13 protein-coding genes are annotated in these 17,363 nt (G+C 51.9%); 4 read left to right on the top strand and 9 right to left on the bottom strand.

The genetic code is table 11. From position 1 onward, the window contains the following. Positions 1-67: 67 nt before the first annotated feature. The gene (nhaB, locus tag JWF83_RS24600; RefSeq protein WP_413653125.1) at positions 68-1,618 is read right to left on the bottom strand and encodes a sodium/proton antiporter NhaB; all 1,551 of its coding nucleotides are present in this window, start codon (positions 1,616-1,618) and stop codon (positions 68-70) included. A gap of 227 nt (positions 1,619-1,845) precedes the next feature. Here nhaB and fadR point away from each other — a divergent pair, with 227 nt between their 5' ends. Then, the gene (gene fadR, locus JWF83_RS24605) at positions 1,846-2,568 is read left to right on the top strand and encodes a fatty acid metabolism transcriptional regulator FadR (RefSeq protein ID WP_413653126.1); all 723 of its coding nucleotides are present in this window, start codon (positions 1,846-1,848) and stop codon (positions 2,566-2,568) included. Between the two features lie 36 nt (positions 2,569-2,604). Here the strand turns inward: fadR and JWF83_RS24610 are convergent, their stop codons facing one another. Next, positions 2,605-4,140, bottom strand: a complete 1,536-nt coding sequence (locus JWF83_RS24610) for a SpoVR family protein (protein WP_413653127.1) — start codon at positions 4,138-4,140, stop codon at positions 2,605-2,607. Between the two features lie 528 nt (positions 4,141-4,668). Between JWF83_RS24610 and JWF83_RS24615 the strand changes: the two genes are divergently transcribed. Next, entirely contained in the window at positions 4,669-5,973 is a 1,305-nt protein-coding gene (locus tag JWF83_RS24615; protein ID WP_413653128.1) for a D-amino acid dehydrogenase, read from the top strand. Between the two features lie 19 nt (positions 5,974-5,992). After that, positions 5,993-7,063, top strand: coding sequence for a catabolic alanine racemase DadX (dadX, locus tag JWF83_RS24620; RefSeq protein ID WP_413653129.1), 1,071 nt, complete (start codon positions 5,993-5,995; stop codon positions 7,061-7,063). Between the two features lie 2 nt (positions 7,064-7,065). On the opposite strand, the gene JWF83_RS24625 is transcribed toward dadX, so the two are convergent. From JWF83_RS24625 to yeaG, 7 genes are all read right to left on the bottom strand, one after another. Beyond that, the gene (locus JWF83_RS24625; RefSeq protein ID WP_413653130.1) at positions 7,066-8,256 is read right to left on the bottom strand and encodes a multidrug effflux MFS transporter; all 1,191 of its coding nucleotides are present in this window, start codon (positions 8,254-8,256) and stop codon (positions 7,066-7,068) included. A 150-nt stretch (positions 8,257-8,406) separates the two neighbouring features. Continuing rightward, positions 8,407-9,105: a sugar transferase gene (locus JWF83_RS24630; RefSeq protein WP_413653131.1), complete on the bottom strand. Its 699-nt coding sequence runs from the start codon at positions 9,103-9,105 to the stop codon at positions 8,407-8,409. Positions 9,106-9,460: 355 nt separating this feature from the next. After that, on the bottom strand, positions 9,461-9,694 hold the full coding sequence (locus tag JWF83_RS24635) for a DUF1480 family protein (protein ID WP_413653132.1): 234 nt from the start codon (positions 9,692-9,694) through the stop codon (positions 9,461-9,463). 78 nt (positions 9,695-9,772) lie between these two features. Next, a complete protein-coding gene (locus JWF83_RS24640) occupies positions 9,773-11,500 on the bottom strand; it encodes a potassium/proton antiporter (protein WP_413653133.1) in 1,728 nt (575 codons plus the stop codon). Positions 11,501-11,761: 261 nt separating this feature from the next. Then, positions 11,762-12,559, bottom strand: coding sequence for a hypothetical protein (locus JWF83_RS24645; RefSeq protein WP_413653134.1), 798 nt, complete (start codon positions 12,557-12,559; stop codon positions 11,762-11,764). Between the two features lie 260 nt (positions 12,560-12,819). Further along, positions 12,820-14,097 carry a YeaH/YhbH family protein gene (locus JWF83_RS24650; protein WP_413653135.1) on the bottom strand — a complete coding sequence of 426 codons (1,278 nt, stop codon included), beginning with the start codon at positions 14,095-14,097 and terminating at the stop codon, positions 12,820-12,822. Between the two features lie 92 nt (positions 14,098-14,189). Then, a complete protein-coding gene (gene yeaG / locus JWF83_RS24655) occupies positions 14,190-16,124 on the bottom strand; it encodes a protein kinase YeaG (protein WP_413653136.1) in 1,935 nt (644 codons plus the stop codon). A 445-nt stretch (positions 16,125-16,569) separates the two neighbouring features. On the opposite strand from yeaG, the gene JWF83_RS24660 reads away from it, so the two are divergent. Next, the gene (locus JWF83_RS24660) at positions 16,570-17,322 is read left to right on the top strand and encodes a MipA/OmpV family protein (protein ID WP_413653137.1); all 753 of its coding nucleotides are present in this window, start codon (positions 16,570-16,572) and stop codon (positions 17,320-17,322) included. The last annotated feature ends 41 nt before the right edge of the window (positions 17,323-17,363 follow it).

A 17,363-nucleotide genomic window follows, 5' to 3' on the forward strand; every position in this document is an offset into this window, starting at 1 on the left:
CCAGCCTCGATAGCGAAAAAATTAATCAGATAAATGACTTAAATTAAGCAAGCGTCAAATATCTCTGTCAGGGGTGCGGCAGGGCGATCCAACCCTGCAGGGTAAACCAGTGTGTCATCGGTTCCAGAGCGTAGATAATGCAGAACAGACCGACCAGCGACAGCACTACAGTAAAGGGTAGCGCCATCCATACCATGCGGCCATACGACAGGCGAATTAATGGCGCCAGCGCCGAGGTCAGCAGAAACAGGAACGCCGCCTGGCCATTCGGTGTGGCCACCGACGGCAGGTTAGTGCCGGTATTGGTCGCCACCGCCAGCAGTTCGAACTGCTCAAGACCGATCGCGCCGCTGGTGAAGGCATTTTTCGCTTCATTAATATACACCGAACCGACAAATACATTATCGGAAATCGACGACAGCAGGCCGTTAAACACATAGAACCAGCTGAGCTGTGAGGCGGCATCGGCCTGCAATACGAAATTAATCAGCGGACTGAATAGCTGTTGTTCGACAATTACCGCCACAATCGCAAAGAACACCGCCAGCAGCGCGGTAAACGGCAGCGCTTCTGAAAAGGCTTTACCGATAGCATGTTCATCGGTAACGCCGCAGAGTGAGGTGGCAAGAATAATCACCGACAGGCCAATCAGGCCCACTTCCGCCAGATGAAACGCCAGCGCGACAATCAGCCAGATACCGATCACTGCCTGTACCCACAGCCGAACCCGCTCCTGACGGCTGCTCTGTGCCGTGGAGCGACGATCGTAGTCCAGCAGGATCTCCCGTACCGGCGCCGGCAGCGGTTCGCCATAGCCAAAAATTTTAAAACGTTCCACCAGCAGCGAGGTGAGAATGCCGCAAATCAGTACCGGTACCGTTACCGGCGCCATGCGCAGAAAAAATTCTGTGAAATTCCAGCCGGCCGCTTTGGCGATAATCAGGTTTTGCGGTTCGCCCACCATGGTCATCACGCCGCCGAGAGCGGTACCTACACCCGCCTGCATCATCAGACTGCGCAGAAATGAGCGAAATTTTTCCAGGGTCTGACGTGAGTCGCCATCGGCAATATCGCTGTCGTCATGGCGGGCTTCTTCATTACCATTTGAGACAACACGATGATAGATGCCATAGAAACCTGTTGCGACGCTGATTACCACCGCGACCACGGTCAGCGCATCGAGAAACGCTGACAGGAATGCTGAAGCCAGACAGAATGCAACGCCCAACCAAATCTTAGAGCGAATATTCAGTAACAATTTGGTAAAGACGAACAGTAATAACTGCTTCATAAAAAAGATGCCGGCTACCATAAAAATCAGCAGCAATAACACTTCAAGGTTACCTGCCAGCTCCTCTTTAACGCTTTCAGCTGTTGTCATACCGATGGCAACAGCCTCCAGTGCCAGTAACCCACCAGGTAATAGCGGGTAACATTTCAGCGCCATGCCGAGAGTGAAAATAAATTCGGCCACCAGCATCCATCCCGCCAGAAAAGGGCTGACGAAAAAGAATAACAGCGGATTTAGTAGCAGAAATCCCAGCAGAGTGAGTTTATACCAGTCCGGAGACTGACCAAGAAAGTTACGTATCATTGCGCGCGTGACAGAAATATCCATCAGTATATCTGACCTCATTTGGTATTATGCATTTTGAATATAAAACAAAGGGTAAAGCGCTTCGGGTAGCCAGGCAATATGATTATTGTGCTGGCGCGTGCGAGAATTTTGTTATTTTCTCACCGCGATCGCTTTTTCAGCGTCTGACAGGCTATGTCCTGCCTGGGGCGTCTGGTATGATGAGCTGAATTTTTTTGCTGTATATGAAAGCGACGAGAAAAATTGCTATGGTCATTAAGGCGCAGAGCCCAGCGGGTTTCGCTGAAGAGTATATTATTGAGAGCATCTGGAACAGTCGTTTTCCGCCCGGCTCGATTTTACCCGCAGAACGTGAGCTTTCTGAACTGATCGGCGTCACCCGTACCACACTGCGTGAGGTTTTGCAGCGTCTGGCGCGTGATGGCTGGTTAACTATTCAGCACGGTAAACCTACCCGGGTGAATAATTTCTGGGAAACCTCCGGACTGAATATCCTGGAAACCCTGGCACGTCTCGACCATGACAGCGTTCCACAGTTGATTGATAATTTGCTGTCGGTACGAACTAACATCTCCTCGATTTTTATTCGGCGCGCCATTCGTCATCATGCGGACAAAGCACAAGAGGTGCTGGAGACCGCTAATCATGTAGAAGACCATGCCGAAGCCTATACCGAGCTGGATTACAATATTTTCCGTGGCCTGGCCTTTGCTTCCGGCAATCCAATTTATGGTCTGATTCTGAACGGGCTGAAAGGACTGTATACCCGCGTCGGGCGTTATTACTTCTCTAATCCCGAGGCACGTAAGCTGGCGCAGAGTTTCTATCAGCAGTTGATGGTCATCAGCCAGAAACAACAGTTTGAGCTGATTGTCGATAGCGTACGCGATTATGGTCGTCAGAGTGGGGAGATCTGGCATAGCATGCAGAAAGCGATGCCTGCCGATTTAGCGCATCAGCAGCGGCGCTAAAAAGAGAAAAGGCGGCATAAGCCGCCTTTTTTATGGCTACAGGGCAGAGGGACGCGGCGGAACACGGTCAAGCATTTCGATACTACCATCCTCATTTTGCTGCTCAAGATGGATATCAAAACCCCACAGACGATGCACATGCTTCAGCACTTCACGCCGACTTTTATCCAGTGGCGCGCGATCCTGCGGCACGTAGCGCAGGGTTAATGAGCGATCGCCACGCAGGTCGACGCTGTACACCTGAATATTAGGTTCCAGATTACTGAGATTATATTGCGCTGACAGCTGCTGACGGATGGCGCGATAACCCGCCTCATCATGAATCGCGGCAATTTCCAGAAAGTTATTGCGATCATCATCCAGAACCGTAAACAGGCGGAAGTCACGCATCACTTTTGGTGACAGGAACTGGCTGATAAAACTCTCATCCTTAAACTCACGCATGGCGAAATGCAGGGTTTCCAGCCAGTCCTTGCCGGCAATGTCCGGGAACCAGTAACGATCTTCTTCCGTCGGTGACTGACAGATACGTTTGATATCCTGGAACATGGCGAAACCGAGGGCGTACGGGTTAATGCCGCTGTACCACTGGCTGTTATAGGGTGGCTGATAGACCACGTTAGTATGGCTGTGCAAAAACTCCATCATAAAGCGTTCGGAGACTTTGCCCTCGTCATACAGGTGATTAAGAATGGTGTAGTGCCAGAAAGTGGCCCAGCCTTCATTCATCACCTGGGTCTGTTTCTGCGGATAGAAATACTGGCTCACCTTACGCACGATACGCAGAACTTCACGCTGCCATGATTCCAGCAACGGCGCATTTTTTTCCATAAAGTACAGCAGGTTTTCCTGTGGCTCGGATGGATAACGCGTGGCTTCCGCCTGTACTTCCTCTTTCTCGCGCCGCGGCAGGGTACGCCACAGGGTATTCACCTGGCTTTGCAGATACTCTTCACGGCTCTTCTGCCGCGCTTTCTCTTCCTGCAGGGAGATTTTTTGCGGGCGTTTATAGCGGTCCACGCCGTAGTTCATTAGCGCGTGGCAGGAGTCGAGCAGGCGCTCCACCTCTTCCACACCGTAACGTTCTTCACATTTGGTGATATAGGTACGGGCAAACAGCAGATAATCGACGATTGAGCTGGCATCGGTCCAGCTGCGGAACAGATAGTTATTCTTAAAGAAGGAGTTGTGCCCGTAGCAGGCATGGGCCATCACCAGGGCCTGCATGGTAATGGTGTTCTCTTCCATCAGATAGGCGATACAGGGGTTGGAGTTAATGACAATTTCATACGCCAGCCCCTGCTGACCATGCTTGTAACGCTGTTCGGTCTCGATAAATTTCTTACCGAATGACCAGTGGGCATAGTTAATCGGCATGCCGACGCTGGAATAGGCATCCATCATCTGCTCAGAGGTAATAATCTCAATCTGGTGCGGGTAAGTGTCGAGCCGGTAGAGCTTTGCCACACGGTCGATCTCTTCCAGGTAGACGTCAAGCAATTCAAAGGTCCAGTCCGGACCGTCACTGAGTCGTTTATTGTGCCTGATGGTATCGTCAAAAATAGTCGTCATAGCGCACCCCTCTTATTTGAATCTCCCAGCGTCATCCCCAGGATGAGCACTGAAATCTATTCATCGTGACCTGCGTTTTCTCTGTTATCAGTTACGACAAAGAAAGCCCGAAAATCTGAGCGAATACTTCAATGATAGTTCACTCTCACTCATCCGAAACAGGAACACAAATGAAATCTTTGGAAGAAAATAGAGCGCTCACGAAAAAAGAATTTTCAAATATTGAAAAATGCGAATAAATAACGAAAGATTAGCATAATATGCTGTTTATAAGTCTTTTTTATGAGCGGTTTCTTTTCTGCTGGCAAGCTGTGAATAATGCGGATTTGTTATTATTTGCTGCTGAAAACCTTTGTATTGCAATATTTTATTCCAAATTGGACCCCCCATCTTGTTTTTACTTACCCATAAGGTAAAAAAGATGTGAAATAGTTCGCGGTGATACTGATGGGTTTCACCAGTATCATCATCCGAAGCAAAGCTGTTAAAACAGTATATTGTTCTTTTATTAACTGCCGTGGAGTGGTTATGCGCGTTGTCATTCTTGGAAGTGGGGTGGTTGGCGTCGCCAGCGCCTGGTATCTGGCGCAAGCGGGACATGAGGTGACGGTAATTGACCGCCAGCCGGGCCCCGCGCTGGAAACCAGTGCCGGTAATGCGGGGCAGATCTCACCAGGCTATGCCGCTCCCTGGGCGGCGCCTGGCGTTCCGTTAAAAGCGATTAAATGGATGTTTCAGCGCCACGCGCCGTTGGCAATCCGTCTTGACGGCAGCAGTTTTCAGCTGCAATGGATGTGGCAGATGCTGCGTAACTGCGATATGCGCCACTATCAACAGAATAAAAGCCGCATGGTGCGCATTGCTGAATACAGCCGCGACTGCCTGAAGGCGTTGCGGGCGCAAACCGGCATTGCCTACGAAGGGCGACAGGGCGGTACGCTGCAGCTGTTTCGCACTGAGCAGCAGTATCAGAGCGCGGCAAAAGATATCGCGGTATTACAGCAGGCGGGAGTGCCTTACCAGCTGCTGGAAGCCAGTGAACTGGCCAGCGTCGAACCCGCGCTGGCGGCTACCTGCCACAAACTGACCGGTGGCCTGCGTCTGCCAAATGATGAAACCGGTGACTGCCAGTTATTTACTCAGCGGCTGGCGGAAATGGCGGCCGCGGCGGGGGTGACCTTCCGCTTTAACACCTCCGTGGATCATATTCTGCGTGATGGCGATCATATTTTTGGTGTGAAGTGTGGTGAAGAAGTGGTCAAGGCAGATGCCTGGGTGGTGGCTTTCGGCTCTTATTCCACTTCGCTATTGCATAATATTCTCGATATTCCGGTTTATCCGCTGAAAGGCTACTCGCTGACGATTCCGATTCATAACGAAGCTGGCGCGCCGGTTTCCACGGTACTGGATGAAACCTATAAAGTGGCGATTACCCGTTTCGATAAGCGTATCCGTGTGGGTGGCATGGCGGAAATTGTCGGTTTTAATGATCGTTTGCTGCCGGCGCGGCGCGAAACGCTGGAAATGGTGGTGCGCGATCTCTATCCGACCGGCGGTGATATTGCGCAGGCGACTTTCTGGAGCGGTCTGCGCCCAATGACACCAGACGGCACGCCAATTGTTGGCCGCACGCCGCTGAGAAATCTTTTTCTTAATACTGGTCACGGAACACTCGGATGGACCATGGCATGCGGTTCAGGCCAGCTACTTTCTGATATTATTTCCGGACAAACCCCGGCCATTGCCGCTGACGATCTGTCGGTAATGCGCTATCTGCCGGGTTTTTCCGCACCGAGCGGCACCCCGTTACACAGTGCCGACGTCACGCGTTAAGGCTTTACAAGGAGAGGTTATGTCACGTCCGATTGTCGCAACCATTGATACTGCCGCGTTGCGACAAAACCTGGCGATTGTTCGCCAGGCTGCACCTGATTCACGCATCTGGTCCGTGGTTAAGGCGAACGCCTACGGCCATGGTATTGAACGGGTATGGCAGAGTTTGTCAGAGACTGACGGTTTCGCGCTGCTGAATCTGGAAGAGGCGATTCTGCTGCGTGAGCGCGGCTGGAAAAAGCCGATTCTGTTGCTGGAAGGTTTCTTTCACAGCGATGAGCTGGCGATCCTCGATCGCTACCGACTGACCACCAGTGTCCACAGTAACTGGCAGATTCAGGCGATTGCTAACGCCCGGCTGTCCGCTCCGCTTGATATCTACGTTAAAATGAACAGCGGCATGAACCGCCTCGGTTTCCAGCCCGGGCAGGTGCACAGCGCCTGGCAAAAGCTACGTGCGCTGGAGAACGTGGGTGAGATGACCTTAATGGCGCATTTTGCCGAAGCGGAAAAGGCAGAGGGCATCGTCGCGCCGATGCAGCGCGTAGAGCTTGCGGCAGAAGGACTTCATTGCCATCGTTCACTGGCAAACTCCGCCGCGACGCTGTGGCATCCACACACTCACTTTGACTGGGTGCGCCCGGGTATCGTGTTATATGGCGCATCCCCCAGCGGTCAGTGGCAGGATATCGCCGGCAGTGGTTTGCGGCCGGTGATGACCCTGAACAGCGAGATTATTGCCATTCAGCCGTTGCAGGCGGGAGATTGTGTCGGTTATGGCGCCAGATATCAGGCGCAGGGGCAACAACGTATCGGTGTGGTCGCCTGCGGCTATGCTGATGGCTATCCACGCCATGCGCCTACCGGGACACCGCTGGTGGTGGATGGGGTGCGCACGCAAACGCTGGGGGCGATCTCAATGGATATGTTGATGGTCGATCTGACCCCCTGCCCGCAGGCGGGTATCGGCAGTAAAGTGGAACTGTGGGGCAATACGGTGAAAATCGATGATGTCGCCAGTGCCGCCGGTACGGTAGGCTATGAGCTGATGTGTGCTCTTGCCCCACGCGTACCGGTAAACGTTGGTTAAATTCAGAGCGCGGTGATGCGGCCGCGCACTGATTTACTGCACCGCCAGGCGGTGAATGCCAATACCGCCCCCACCAGCATCATCAATGCCAGCGCGGTTTTCTCGCTTAGCGGCAACGCCATCATTAACAACCCTGCGGATGACCCCCCGGCCATCTGGATAAATCCTGCCAGTGCCGATGCCACGCCAGCCTGCTGCTGATAGGGTTCCAGCGCATAGCTGGTGGCCGGCCCCACGGTAAATGCCAGACCCGCGACTGAAATCGCGACCGGGATCATATACAGCGCCCAATGGCTTTGCCATGCGACCGGCAGCAGGGTGGCGCCGCCATACAGCAGAATGGCACCGACAATCATGGTGATACTGCCGATCGCCAGACAGAACGGGCGGCCGACTTTGCGAATGGTTTTATTCACCAGCACGCTGACCAGCATAATCCAGAAACCATTGGCGCCGAAGGCAACGGAGAACTGCAGCGCGCTCAGTTTGCCTTCGGACATCAGTACCTGCGGCGCCAGAGAGACATAGGTCAGCACCATCCCCAGCGCGCCGGCATTGGCAAAGGCAAACGCCAAAAAACGCGGCTGCTTCAGGATCTGCCAGTACTGGCGCAGCGGCAGCCCTTTTACCGGCCGGGTATCCGCCGGGCGGGTCTCCGGCAGGAAAAACACCACAATAACGCCGATCAACAGCGCATAGCTGCTAAGGAACCAAAAAGGCGCGCGCCAGCCAAAGGCTTCCGCCAGAAATCCGCCGAGCATCGGCGCCAGTGCCGGTACGATATTCAGCGCGCCGTTAAGAAAACCGTAGGCGCGTGCCGCGTCCTCGCCATTCAGGCGGTCACGTACGCCGCTGAATGCCACGACGGCAGTGCAGCAGACCGCAATGCCCTGGATCAGCCGGGCAACCAGAAACATTGGCCAGTTCACCGCCGTTGCGCCGATCACGCTGCCGGTGAGATACAGCAGCAGACCAATGATAGCGATCGGTTTGCGGCCAAAGTTATCAACCAGTGGGCCGGCGACAATCTGACCTAATCCCATCACCAGCAGAAACAGCGGGATGGTGGTCTGAATATTGCTGACCGGTGTGGCCAGACCATCGGCAATTTGGGGCAGGGTAGGCAGATAAAGATCGATGCCCAACGGAGCCAGCAGAACCAGGCTCAGCAGCAGCAGGGTGAATTTTTGCATAACAGGGTGCGACTTCCGATAACAACAGGCCGCACAGGGTAGAGTTAACTTACAGAAAAGAAAAGGGGTATTTGTTGTTAATTGGTGCTGAGGCGGTGATGTTAATGCACATTTTCATAACATGCATTAACATCAGCGTGAGAAGGCGCGTTACTGTGATTCTTTACCACGTACCAGTTCGCTGGCGGATTTACACAGAATACGGCTGTCTGCCAGCACGTTCCAGTTCTTGACGTACAGTGCATCAAAATGTGCACGGGTGGCATAATCATTGCCTTTACGGCCACTTACCTGCCACAGACCGGTAATACCCGGTTTCGCCAGCAGATAATAGTTAGCGTGGCCGGCATAGCGCTCCAGCTCAGCGGCAGTGATCGGACGCGGACCGACCAGACTCATCTCGCCGCGCAGCACATTCCACAGCTGCGGCAGCTTATCCAGACTGGTGCTACGCAGAAATTGTCCGGTTTCGGTAATGCGCGGATCATTATCCAGACGGAAATCCTGTTCCCAGTCCACACGCAGCTGCTCGCTGGTTGCCAGCAGTAATTTCAGGCGCTGTTCCGCATCAGGCACCATGGTGCGGAATTTAAAGCAGGTAAATAGTTTGCCATTCTGACCAACACGCTGATGGCGATAAATTGCTTTGCCACCGTCACGCGATGCCATCCACCCCAGCGCCAGCAGTGCCGGGGCAAGGAACAGCAGTAATAACGCCGAAATCAGCACATCAAAGGACCGTTTCATCAATTGCGAAGAGGACCGGGAGAAGCCGTAGTTGGCTCCGGACGTCCCTTGCGGGCCATCATTATGACGACGGCTGTGGTTGATGATATTCATATCATCCATAATAGCGACTCTCTTAATTGCGACTAAGGGCTATCCTGAACTCGCGGACTCTTCAGGAACCATAAGGTTATTGTTAACATTCGTTCTGTTGCGCGTTATTTGCGGCGAGCCATACCGGTTGGGGTCATTGCGAAGGCAGTGATTTCTTTCACTTTCCTGCCAACAGTGCAAACAGTATGCAGGATCCGTTTGGGTTAGTTAATAGGGAAATAATCCTAAAAGAAATAACCGGTGATCTAATAAATAGTAAGATTGTTAATATTATCCACATTATTCAGCGTATTGACTTTGCCAGTGGAAATTAATTAGTGCAAAAAAAAGCCGCCATAATAATTATCAGGGCGGCTGCAGGCGATCAGGCCGGTTTCTTCAGGATCCAGCGGTCCTGTTGTTTGTCGTAATGTCCGACATCCAGGTCTACCGGGTTGCCGTCAATCCAGGCAGGAACGCTGGTCTCTGTGTCCCAACCATCCAGTTGGTAGCTGAGACCGGGATTGGTTTGACAGGGAATACTGACGGTATCCAGATTTTCAGTATCCATCTCGGCATCAATAATCTCGTAGCGACCAATTTTGACTACATGACCCATGTTACTTCTCCCATCAGGAAAGACGTGAATAGTAAGCTTAGTCGCTCAGGTGAGAAAATCGAGTCTACGGTGCCAGGATTATTCTTTCTCTTGCGGCACACGTACGCCGATCTTAATCACACGATTATCCTCTTTCTCCGCCACGGTCCATACCAGCTCTTTCCACTCGACCTGATCGCCTACCACCGGTGCGCCACCGATCATACCCAGAATCAGATGACCCAGGGTCTGCTGGTCATCAATCTCCGGATCCAGTTCGAGGCCATAGATTTGCGAAATATCGCGCAGGCGAGCATCGGCTTCAAGAATAAAGTCGCCGAAGAAACGTTGATCGAGAGAAACCGGCGGCGACTGGCTAAAGAGTTTGCCTAACGCGGGCAGATCGCGATCGCGGCCAATTACGCAGAGCACATCCCCCTCACGTAGCCGGGTGTTGCCGGTGGGGTGTAGCAGCTGGTTCTGGCGGAATAGCGCGGCGATAAGCGTCTCTCGCGGCATCTGCAGGTCGCGCAGTGCCGCGCCGACACACCATTTGTCCGCACTCAGCTGATAGACAAACTGTTCCCAGGGATTTTCCGGATGAATATCCAGCCCAACCCGGTTGATCGGAACCCCGGTTGGCGGCACCACCACCCGCGCTTTGCGCGCGGCTAGGCCAAGTGATGTACCCTGTACCATCAGTGAGACCAGCACCACGAAAAAGGCGATATTAAAAAACAGTCTGGCGTTATCCAGCCCGGCCATCATCGGGAATACCGCCAGAATAATCGGTACCGCGCCGCGCAAACCGACCCAACTGATAAAGAAGCGTTCGCGAATATTAAAGCCACGGAATGGCAGCAGTCCGACCAGGATTGACAGCGGACGCGCCACCAGAATCAGCCACAACGACAGCAGCATCGCCGGCAGGGCGATCTGCCAAAGGTCAGAAGGGGTCACCAGCAGACCGAGCACCAGGAACATGCCAATCTGGCTAAGCCATGCCATACCGTCGAAAGTCTGCAAAATACCGTGACGGTTACGAATCGGACGATTACCCAGTACAAAGCCACACAAATAAACCGCGAGAATACCGCTGCCTTCCAGTACCGTCGTCAGGGCAAATACCAGGATGCCGCCACTCACCGCCAGTAATGGATAGAGACCATTGGCCAGCGAAATTCGATTAACCAGCTGCTGTAGCGCCCAGCCGCCGCCCAGACCTAACACTATTCCCAGACCAAACTGTTGAACCAGATGTACCACAAACATCCAGCTCAGGCTGGTCTGCCCCAGTTGAATCATTTCGATTAAGGTGATGGTGAGAAACACCGCCATCGGATCGTTACTGCCGGATTCGATCTCCAGCGTTGCGCTGACGCGCTCATTGAGCCCTTTGCCGCCCAGCAGAGAAAACACCGCCGCGGCGTCGGTAGAGCCGATAATCGCTCCTACCAGAAAGCCCTGCATCAAATCGAGATGAAATAACCAGGCGGCGACCACCCCGGTTAATCCGGCGGTGATCAGCACACCGACTGTCGCCAGCGACAACGCTGGCCCTAAAGCGACTTTAAAGGAGCTGGCCTGGGTACGCATACCGCCATCCAGCAAAATAACCGCCAGCGCCAGGTTGGAGATCAGGTAGGCGGCCGGGTAGTTATCAAAAGCAATACCGCCGATGCCGTCAATCCCGGCCAGCATGCCGAGTGCCAGAAAGATCACCAGAATGGGGATGCCGAGGCGTGAGGAAAAAGAACTTAACAGGATGCTCGACGCGACCAGCACGGAACCGATAATAAATAGACTATAAATCGCGCTGGCTTCCAATGGGCGGGTCTCCTGAAATAGTGGGTATTTTTACAGTGTGTAAAACGTGGCGGCAAATGTCAAAAGCTATTCATAGTGCGATGTTTTAAACCGGGAAAATGCGCTACACAGAACAAAATACCAGATTCCTGCGGTGATCAAATGGCTTGCGACGGATAAATTTTGTCGGGTATTTTCGGGATTGGTACAGAAAGGAGTAAAAAGTAACCAGGCCAGACCGTGGGTCTGGCTTATAAAGCCGTTCTCACCCGTGAACCGTCGCTATTGAAGGGGCTTAAACGTTTGATAAAATTCATAGCCAGCAAACAGCAGACCGGGTACGCCGAGGATCCACAGGATAATGGCTGTTTTTTGTTCCTGCAGCTTGCTATCAAAGGTAATTGCCTGATTTTCAATGGCGGAGGTTAACTTTTGCGACTGGAGTTCAAGTGCCGAAGTGAACTTTTCAGACTGATGTTCCATGGCTGAAAACACCCGTTCTATATCGGAAGCGTGTTTCTGCGACTGATGCTCTATGGCTGAAAACACCCGTTCTATATCGGAAGCGTGTTTCCCCGACTGATGTTCTATGGCTGAAAACACCCGTTCTATATCGGAAGCGTGTTTCCCCGACTGATGTTCTATGGCTGAATACACCCGCTCTATATCGGAAGCGTGTTTCTGCGACTGATGTTCTATGGCTGAATACACCCGTTCTATATCGTAAGCGTGTTTCTGCGACTGATGTTCTATGGCTGAAAACACCCGCTCTATCCCGGAAGCGTGTTTCTGCGACTGATGCTCTATGGCTGAAAACACCTTTTCCGACAGGCGCTCCAGTGCTCCACTCAGTTTCGTCGTGTGCAGATCAATTTTCGCATCGAGCCGAATCACTGTTTCGTTGAGGTGCGAAAGGTTTGATTCGATGGCGTCAGTTTTTAATTCCAGGCGATCTAATCTTGCTAACATGCTGCCCCCTCTGCCGTTCCTGTGCGGTAGGTTAACATCATTGTTGGGTAAAACTTTAGCAGCTGAACCTGCTGTAAAACGATATGCATGAAAACTGTATAACTTCTTCATCGTGAATCCTTTCGCCAAACCTGCCATCTTTCCCCGGGAAATGGCGGCTGCTTTACTCTTCGATTGGGTTGTCGCAATACTGCGATTATTTCTTCAGGTTGCGCTTCCTGATGAATAAACACTCTATCCTGGATTTTATTTCAGGAAAAGATGTTTTTTATCAGTTAGTTGAATGATTAAACTGTTGGATTAAACCATGGTTATAACAATAAAAAACCAGCCGGGCGGCTGGTTATAATTATTTAACCGGTTGAGGTCAATCAGTAACTCTCTTCGGCCTGTTTGTGAAACAGTTCGCGGAACACCGGGTAAATATCTTCCGGTTCGCGAATGTGCTGAATGGCAAAGTTGCCAAAATTAGCCTGCAGATGCTCGTATTCGCGCCACAACGTCTGATGAGCACGTCGGGTAATCTCGATATAGCTGTAGTAGCGCACCATTGGCAGAATATTTTTCGCCAGAATCTCATGACATAACGGTGAGTCATCCGCCCAGTTATCGCCATCAGACGCCTGCGCCGCGTAGATATTCCACTGGGCCGGGTCATAACGTTCTCTCACCACCTCATCCATCAACTTCAGCGCGCTGGAAACAATGGTGCCGCCGGTCTCTTGCGAGTAGAAAAACTCCTGCTCATCAACCTCTTTCGCCTGAGTATGGTGACGAATATAAACCACCTCGACATTTTTATAGGTTCGGCTCAGGAACAAATAGAGCAGAATATAAAAACGTTTGGCCATATCCTTGGTCGCCTGATCCATCGAGCCGGAGACGTCCATCAGACAGAACATGACTGCCTGGCTGGAAGGTTCCGGACGTTTTTCAAAGTTTTTGTAGCGAAGATCAAAGGTGTCGATAAATGGCACCCGGGCAATGCGCGCGCGCAACTCGGCGATTTCATGGCGCAGGCGCTCCTCTTCCAGCAGTTGCGCCGGCTCGGCTTTCTCCACCGCCGCCAGCGTCTCTTCAAGTTCATGTACCATACGGCGTTTACCCGCCGTCATTGCAGTACGACGCGCCAGTGAGTTCTGCAGCGAACGCACTACGCTGATATTGGCCGGTACTCCGTTGGCGGTATAACCCGCACGATGGGTTTTGAATTCATTGAGCTGGCGATGCTGGTTTTTACGCAGATTAGGCAGAGCGAGATCTTCGAACAGCAGATCGAGGTATTCATCTTTAGAGATCTGAAAGACAAATTCGTCCTGGCCATCACCGTCCTGACTGGCGTTGCCCTGGCCACTACCGCCGCCGCCGCCGCCTTGTGGTCGTTCTACACGGTCATTTTGCACGAAGTGATCGTTACCGGGATGAACGCGATGACGATGGCCGCCGCGCCCCTGATGGAATATCGGTTCGTGGATATCGTCAATCGGAATTGAGACGGACTCACCACTTTCAACGTCGGTAACCGAACGCTTGTTAATGGCCTCGGAGATCGACTGCTTGATTTGCGACTTATAGCGGCGCAAGAAGCGCTGACGGTTAACCGCGCTCTTGTTTTTGCCGTTAAGTCGCCGATCGATAAAATAGGCCATAGTTCCCCCACACAACATTGCAAGCAGGTCGGGCGAACCCGACCTTTCCGATTTCGCTTCCATGCGCGTTCTGAGCTTACATGACAGTCAAGTTAAGACGATTTACGCACTCGCAGATACCATTCGCACAGCAGGCGTACCTGCTTACGTGTGTAGCCTTTCTCCATCATGCGGTCAACAAAATCGTCGTGTTTCTTCTGTTCGTCCGTGGACGTCTTGGCATTAAACGAGATCACCGGCAGCAACTCTTCGGTGTTCGAGAACATTTTCTTCTCAATAACCGTACGCAGTTTTTCGTAACTGGTCCAGTTAGGGTTACGTCCGTTATTGTGCGCGCGTGCACGCAACACAAAGTTGACGATCTCATTACGGAAGTCTTTCGGATTACTGATACCGGCAGGCTTCTCAATTTTTTCCAGTTCCGCATTCAGCGATTCGCGGTCAAACAGCTGACCGGTATCCGGGTCACGGTACTCCTGATCCTGGATCCAGAAATCAGCGTAGGTGACGTAGCGGTCAAAAATATTCTGCCCGTACTCAGAATAGGATTCCAGATAAGCGGTCTGAATCTCTTTACCGATAAACTCGGCATACTTCGGAATCAGATAACCTTTCAGGTGCTCCAGATACTTCTCGGCCAGATCCTGTGGGAACTGCTCGCGCTCAATCTGTTGCTCCAGCACGTAGAACAGGTGTACCGGGTTGGCCGCGACTTCCACATGGTCGAAGTTAAACACCCGTGAAAGGATCTTAAAGGCGAAACGCGTCGACAGACCGTTCATCCCTTCATCAACACCGCCATAATCGCGATACTCCTGGTAGGACTTCGCTTTTGGATCGGTATCTTTCAGGCTTTCCCCATCATAAACGCGCATTTTTGAATAAGTGCTGGAGTTTTCCGGCTCTTTCAGGCGCGACAGGATAGAGAAGCGGGCCAGCGTTTCCAGCGTGCCAGGGGCGCATGGCGCATGGGTCAGCTCACTGTGATTAAGCAGTTTCTCGTAGATTTTGATCTCTTCCGAAACCCGCAGGCAATAAGGCACTTTGACAATGTAAACACGGTCAAGGAACGCCTCGTTGTTTTTGTTGTTGCGGAACTGCACCCACTCAGATTCGTTGGAGTGCGCCAGAATAATACCGTTAAACGGCAGGGCGGAGATGCCCTCGGTACCGTTATAGTTCCCTTCCTGCGTTGCGGTCAGCAGCGGATGCAGCACTTTAATCGGTGCTTTAAACATCTCAACGAATTCCATAATCCCCTGGTTAGCACGGCAGAGTGCGCCGGAGTAACCGTAAGCATCAGGATCGTTCTGCGCGTGGTTTTCCAGTTTACGGATGTCCACTTTACCCACCAGCGCCGAGATATCCTGGTTATTCTCATCGCCCGGTTCGGTTTTGGCGATCGCCAGCTGTTCCAGAATCGACGGCCAGACTTTCACCACTTTAAAGCGGGTAATATCGCCACCAAAGTCATGCAGGCGTTTTGCTGCCCACGGCGACATAATGGTGCCAAGATAGCGACGTGGTACACCGTACTCTTTTTCCAGAATATTGGCGTCTTCCTGCGGATTAAACAGACACAGCGGGTGATCATTCACCGGGCTACGTTCGCCATCCGCACTCAACACATAAATAGGCACACGTTGCATCAGCGATTTCAGCCGCTCGGCCAGAGATGACTTACCGCCACCAACCGGACCCAGCAGGTACAGAATCTGTTTCTTCTCCTCGAGCCCTTGCGCCGCATGTTTCAGGTAAGAGACGATCTGTTCAATCGCTTCCTCCATACCATAAAACTCTTCAAAGGCCGGATAACGTGCCACGACGCGATTGGAAAACAGGCGGGAAAGGCGTGGCTCCAGAGCAGTATCGACCATTTTTGGCTCTCCGATAGCCATTAACAGTCGTTCTGCCGCGTTGACGTATGCACTACGATCTTGCTTACAGATAGCAAGAAATTCCTGCAGTGTGAACTCTTCGTCCTTGGACGCTTCATAACGCTGGCGATAGTGATCGAATATATTCATAACGATGCCCGTCCTTTCGTTTTTAGCACAGGTAAAAGGAGCCTAAAAAAAGATCTGGGTGCTCCCGGAAGATATTCTCTATTGTGAGTACAGCAACCCTTATGCCAACCTGATGTTTTTTTATCGGGATACACAATGCTTATGGTTACTCTGCTCGCTCAAAATTAGCGTCTTACATTTAACTGTAGAAGGCATTTAAGAATTTTCCTCAGCTGCCTGCACTTTTTGATGAAATTTCAATAACAAAGTTAGAAACCATCTAACGCAAATCCCTCAGCTGACGCGGGCTGAGAGAAAATTGTAAATTAATTAACCAAAGTCTATCCGCCGATTAAAGGCATTAAATTGATTCTAAGTGCTACCGAATATGTAAATTTTTCAACTGCACGTCGGGCAGTGGTTACACTGTGTAGCCTGATTGTTATATTTATGGGATGAATAAATTGTGAACCATTTCAAAGTTAGCGCGCTTGCCCTGCTTTTACCTTGTTGTTTTGCGGCTTTTTCCACCAATGCAGCCCCTCTGAGCGTGGGCGCTTCGGTTATTTACTCCGAAAGTCCATATAAAAGTGGTCAGGATCGCTACTACCCGGTCCCAATCATCAACTATGAAGGGGAGAGCTTCTACTTCCGCAGTCTGCAGGCCGGTTACTATCTGTGGAAGGACCAGCAGGACCAGCTGTCGCTCACCGTACTCGGTTCACCGCAAAGTTACGATCCCGACCAGAGCGATGATGGCGACATGCGGGCGTTAGATAAGCGTCATATGACGCTGATGGCTGGCGCGTCATACCGCCATACCGCTGACTGGGGCATTGTGCGCACCACGCTGGTGGGGGATGTGCTGAATAACAGCAACGGTATCGTCTGGGATTTAACCTGGCTCTATCCGTTCAAATTTGGCGACGATTTCAGCCTGACGCCAGGCCTTGGCGTGCTATGGAACAGCGCCAGACAAAACCGTTATTACTACGGGATCTCCGCTGCTGAATCGGCGCGTAGCGGTCTGGATAGCTACCATCCGGACGACAGCTGGAGTCCGTATGTGGAACTGAGCGCTGACTACAAAATTAGCGCAAACTGGCGCGCCAGTGTGGTAGGACGCTATACCCGCCTGGCTGATGAAATCAAAGACAGTCCGATGGTCGATAAAGATTCACAAATACTGGTGTGGACCGGCTTGAGTTATAGCTTCTGATGAAAAGCTATGCACAAGAAAGGGGCGTAACGCGCCCCTTG

It is taken from the genome of Pantoea sp. B65, from assembly GCF_047308185.1.
In the GTDB taxonomy this organism is placed as follows: domain Bacteria; phylum Pseudomonadota; class Gammaproteobacteria; order Enterobacterales; family Enterobacteriaceae; genus Erwinia.

What these genes read in the sequence shown, in the direction of transcription:
- nhaB (WP_413653125.1), bottom strand. Translation starts at nt 1,618, where the DNA reads ATGGATATTTCTGTCACGCGCGCAATGATACGTAACTTTCTTGGTCAG.
- fadR (WP_413653126.1), top strand. Translation starts at nt 1,846, where the DNA reads ATGGTCATTAAGGCGCAGAGCCCAGCGGGTTTCGCTGAAGAGTATATT.
- JWF83_RS24610 (WP_413653127.1), bottom strand. Translation starts at nt 4,140, where the DNA reads ATGACGACTATTTTTGACGATACCATCAGGCACAATAAACGACTCAGT.
- JWF83_RS24615 (WP_413653128.1), top strand. Translation starts at nt 4,669, where the DNA reads ATGCGCGTTGTCATTCTTGGAAGTGGGGTGGTTGGCGTCGCCAGCGCC.
- dadX (WP_413653129.1), top strand. Translation starts at nt 5,993, where the DNA reads ATGTCACGTCCGATTGTCGCAACCATTGATACTGCCGCGTTGCGACAA.
- JWF83_RS24625 (WP_413653130.1), bottom strand. Translation starts at nt 8,256, where the DNA reads ATGCAAAAATTCACCCTGCTGCTGCTGAGCCTGGTTCTGCTGGCTCCG.
- JWF83_RS24630 (WP_413653131.1), bottom strand. Translation starts at nt 9,105, where the DNA reads ATGGATGATATGAATATCATCAACCACAGCCGTCGTCATAATGATGGC.
- JWF83_RS24635 (WP_413653132.1), bottom strand. Translation starts at nt 9,694, where the DNA reads ATGGGTCATGTAGTCAAAATTGGTCGCTACGAGATTATTGATGCCGAG.
- JWF83_RS24645 (WP_413653134.1), bottom strand. Translation starts at nt 12,559, where the DNA reads ATGAAGAAGTTATACAGTTTTCATGCATATCGTTTTACAGCAGGTTCA.
- JWF83_RS24650 (WP_413653135.1), bottom strand. Translation starts at nt 14,097, where the DNA reads ATGGCCTATTTTATCGATCGGCGACTTAACGGCAAAAACAAGAGCGCG.
- yeaG (WP_413653136.1), bottom strand. Translation starts at nt 16,124, where the DNA reads ATGAATATATTCGATCACTATCGCCAGCGTTATGAAGCGTCCAAGGAC.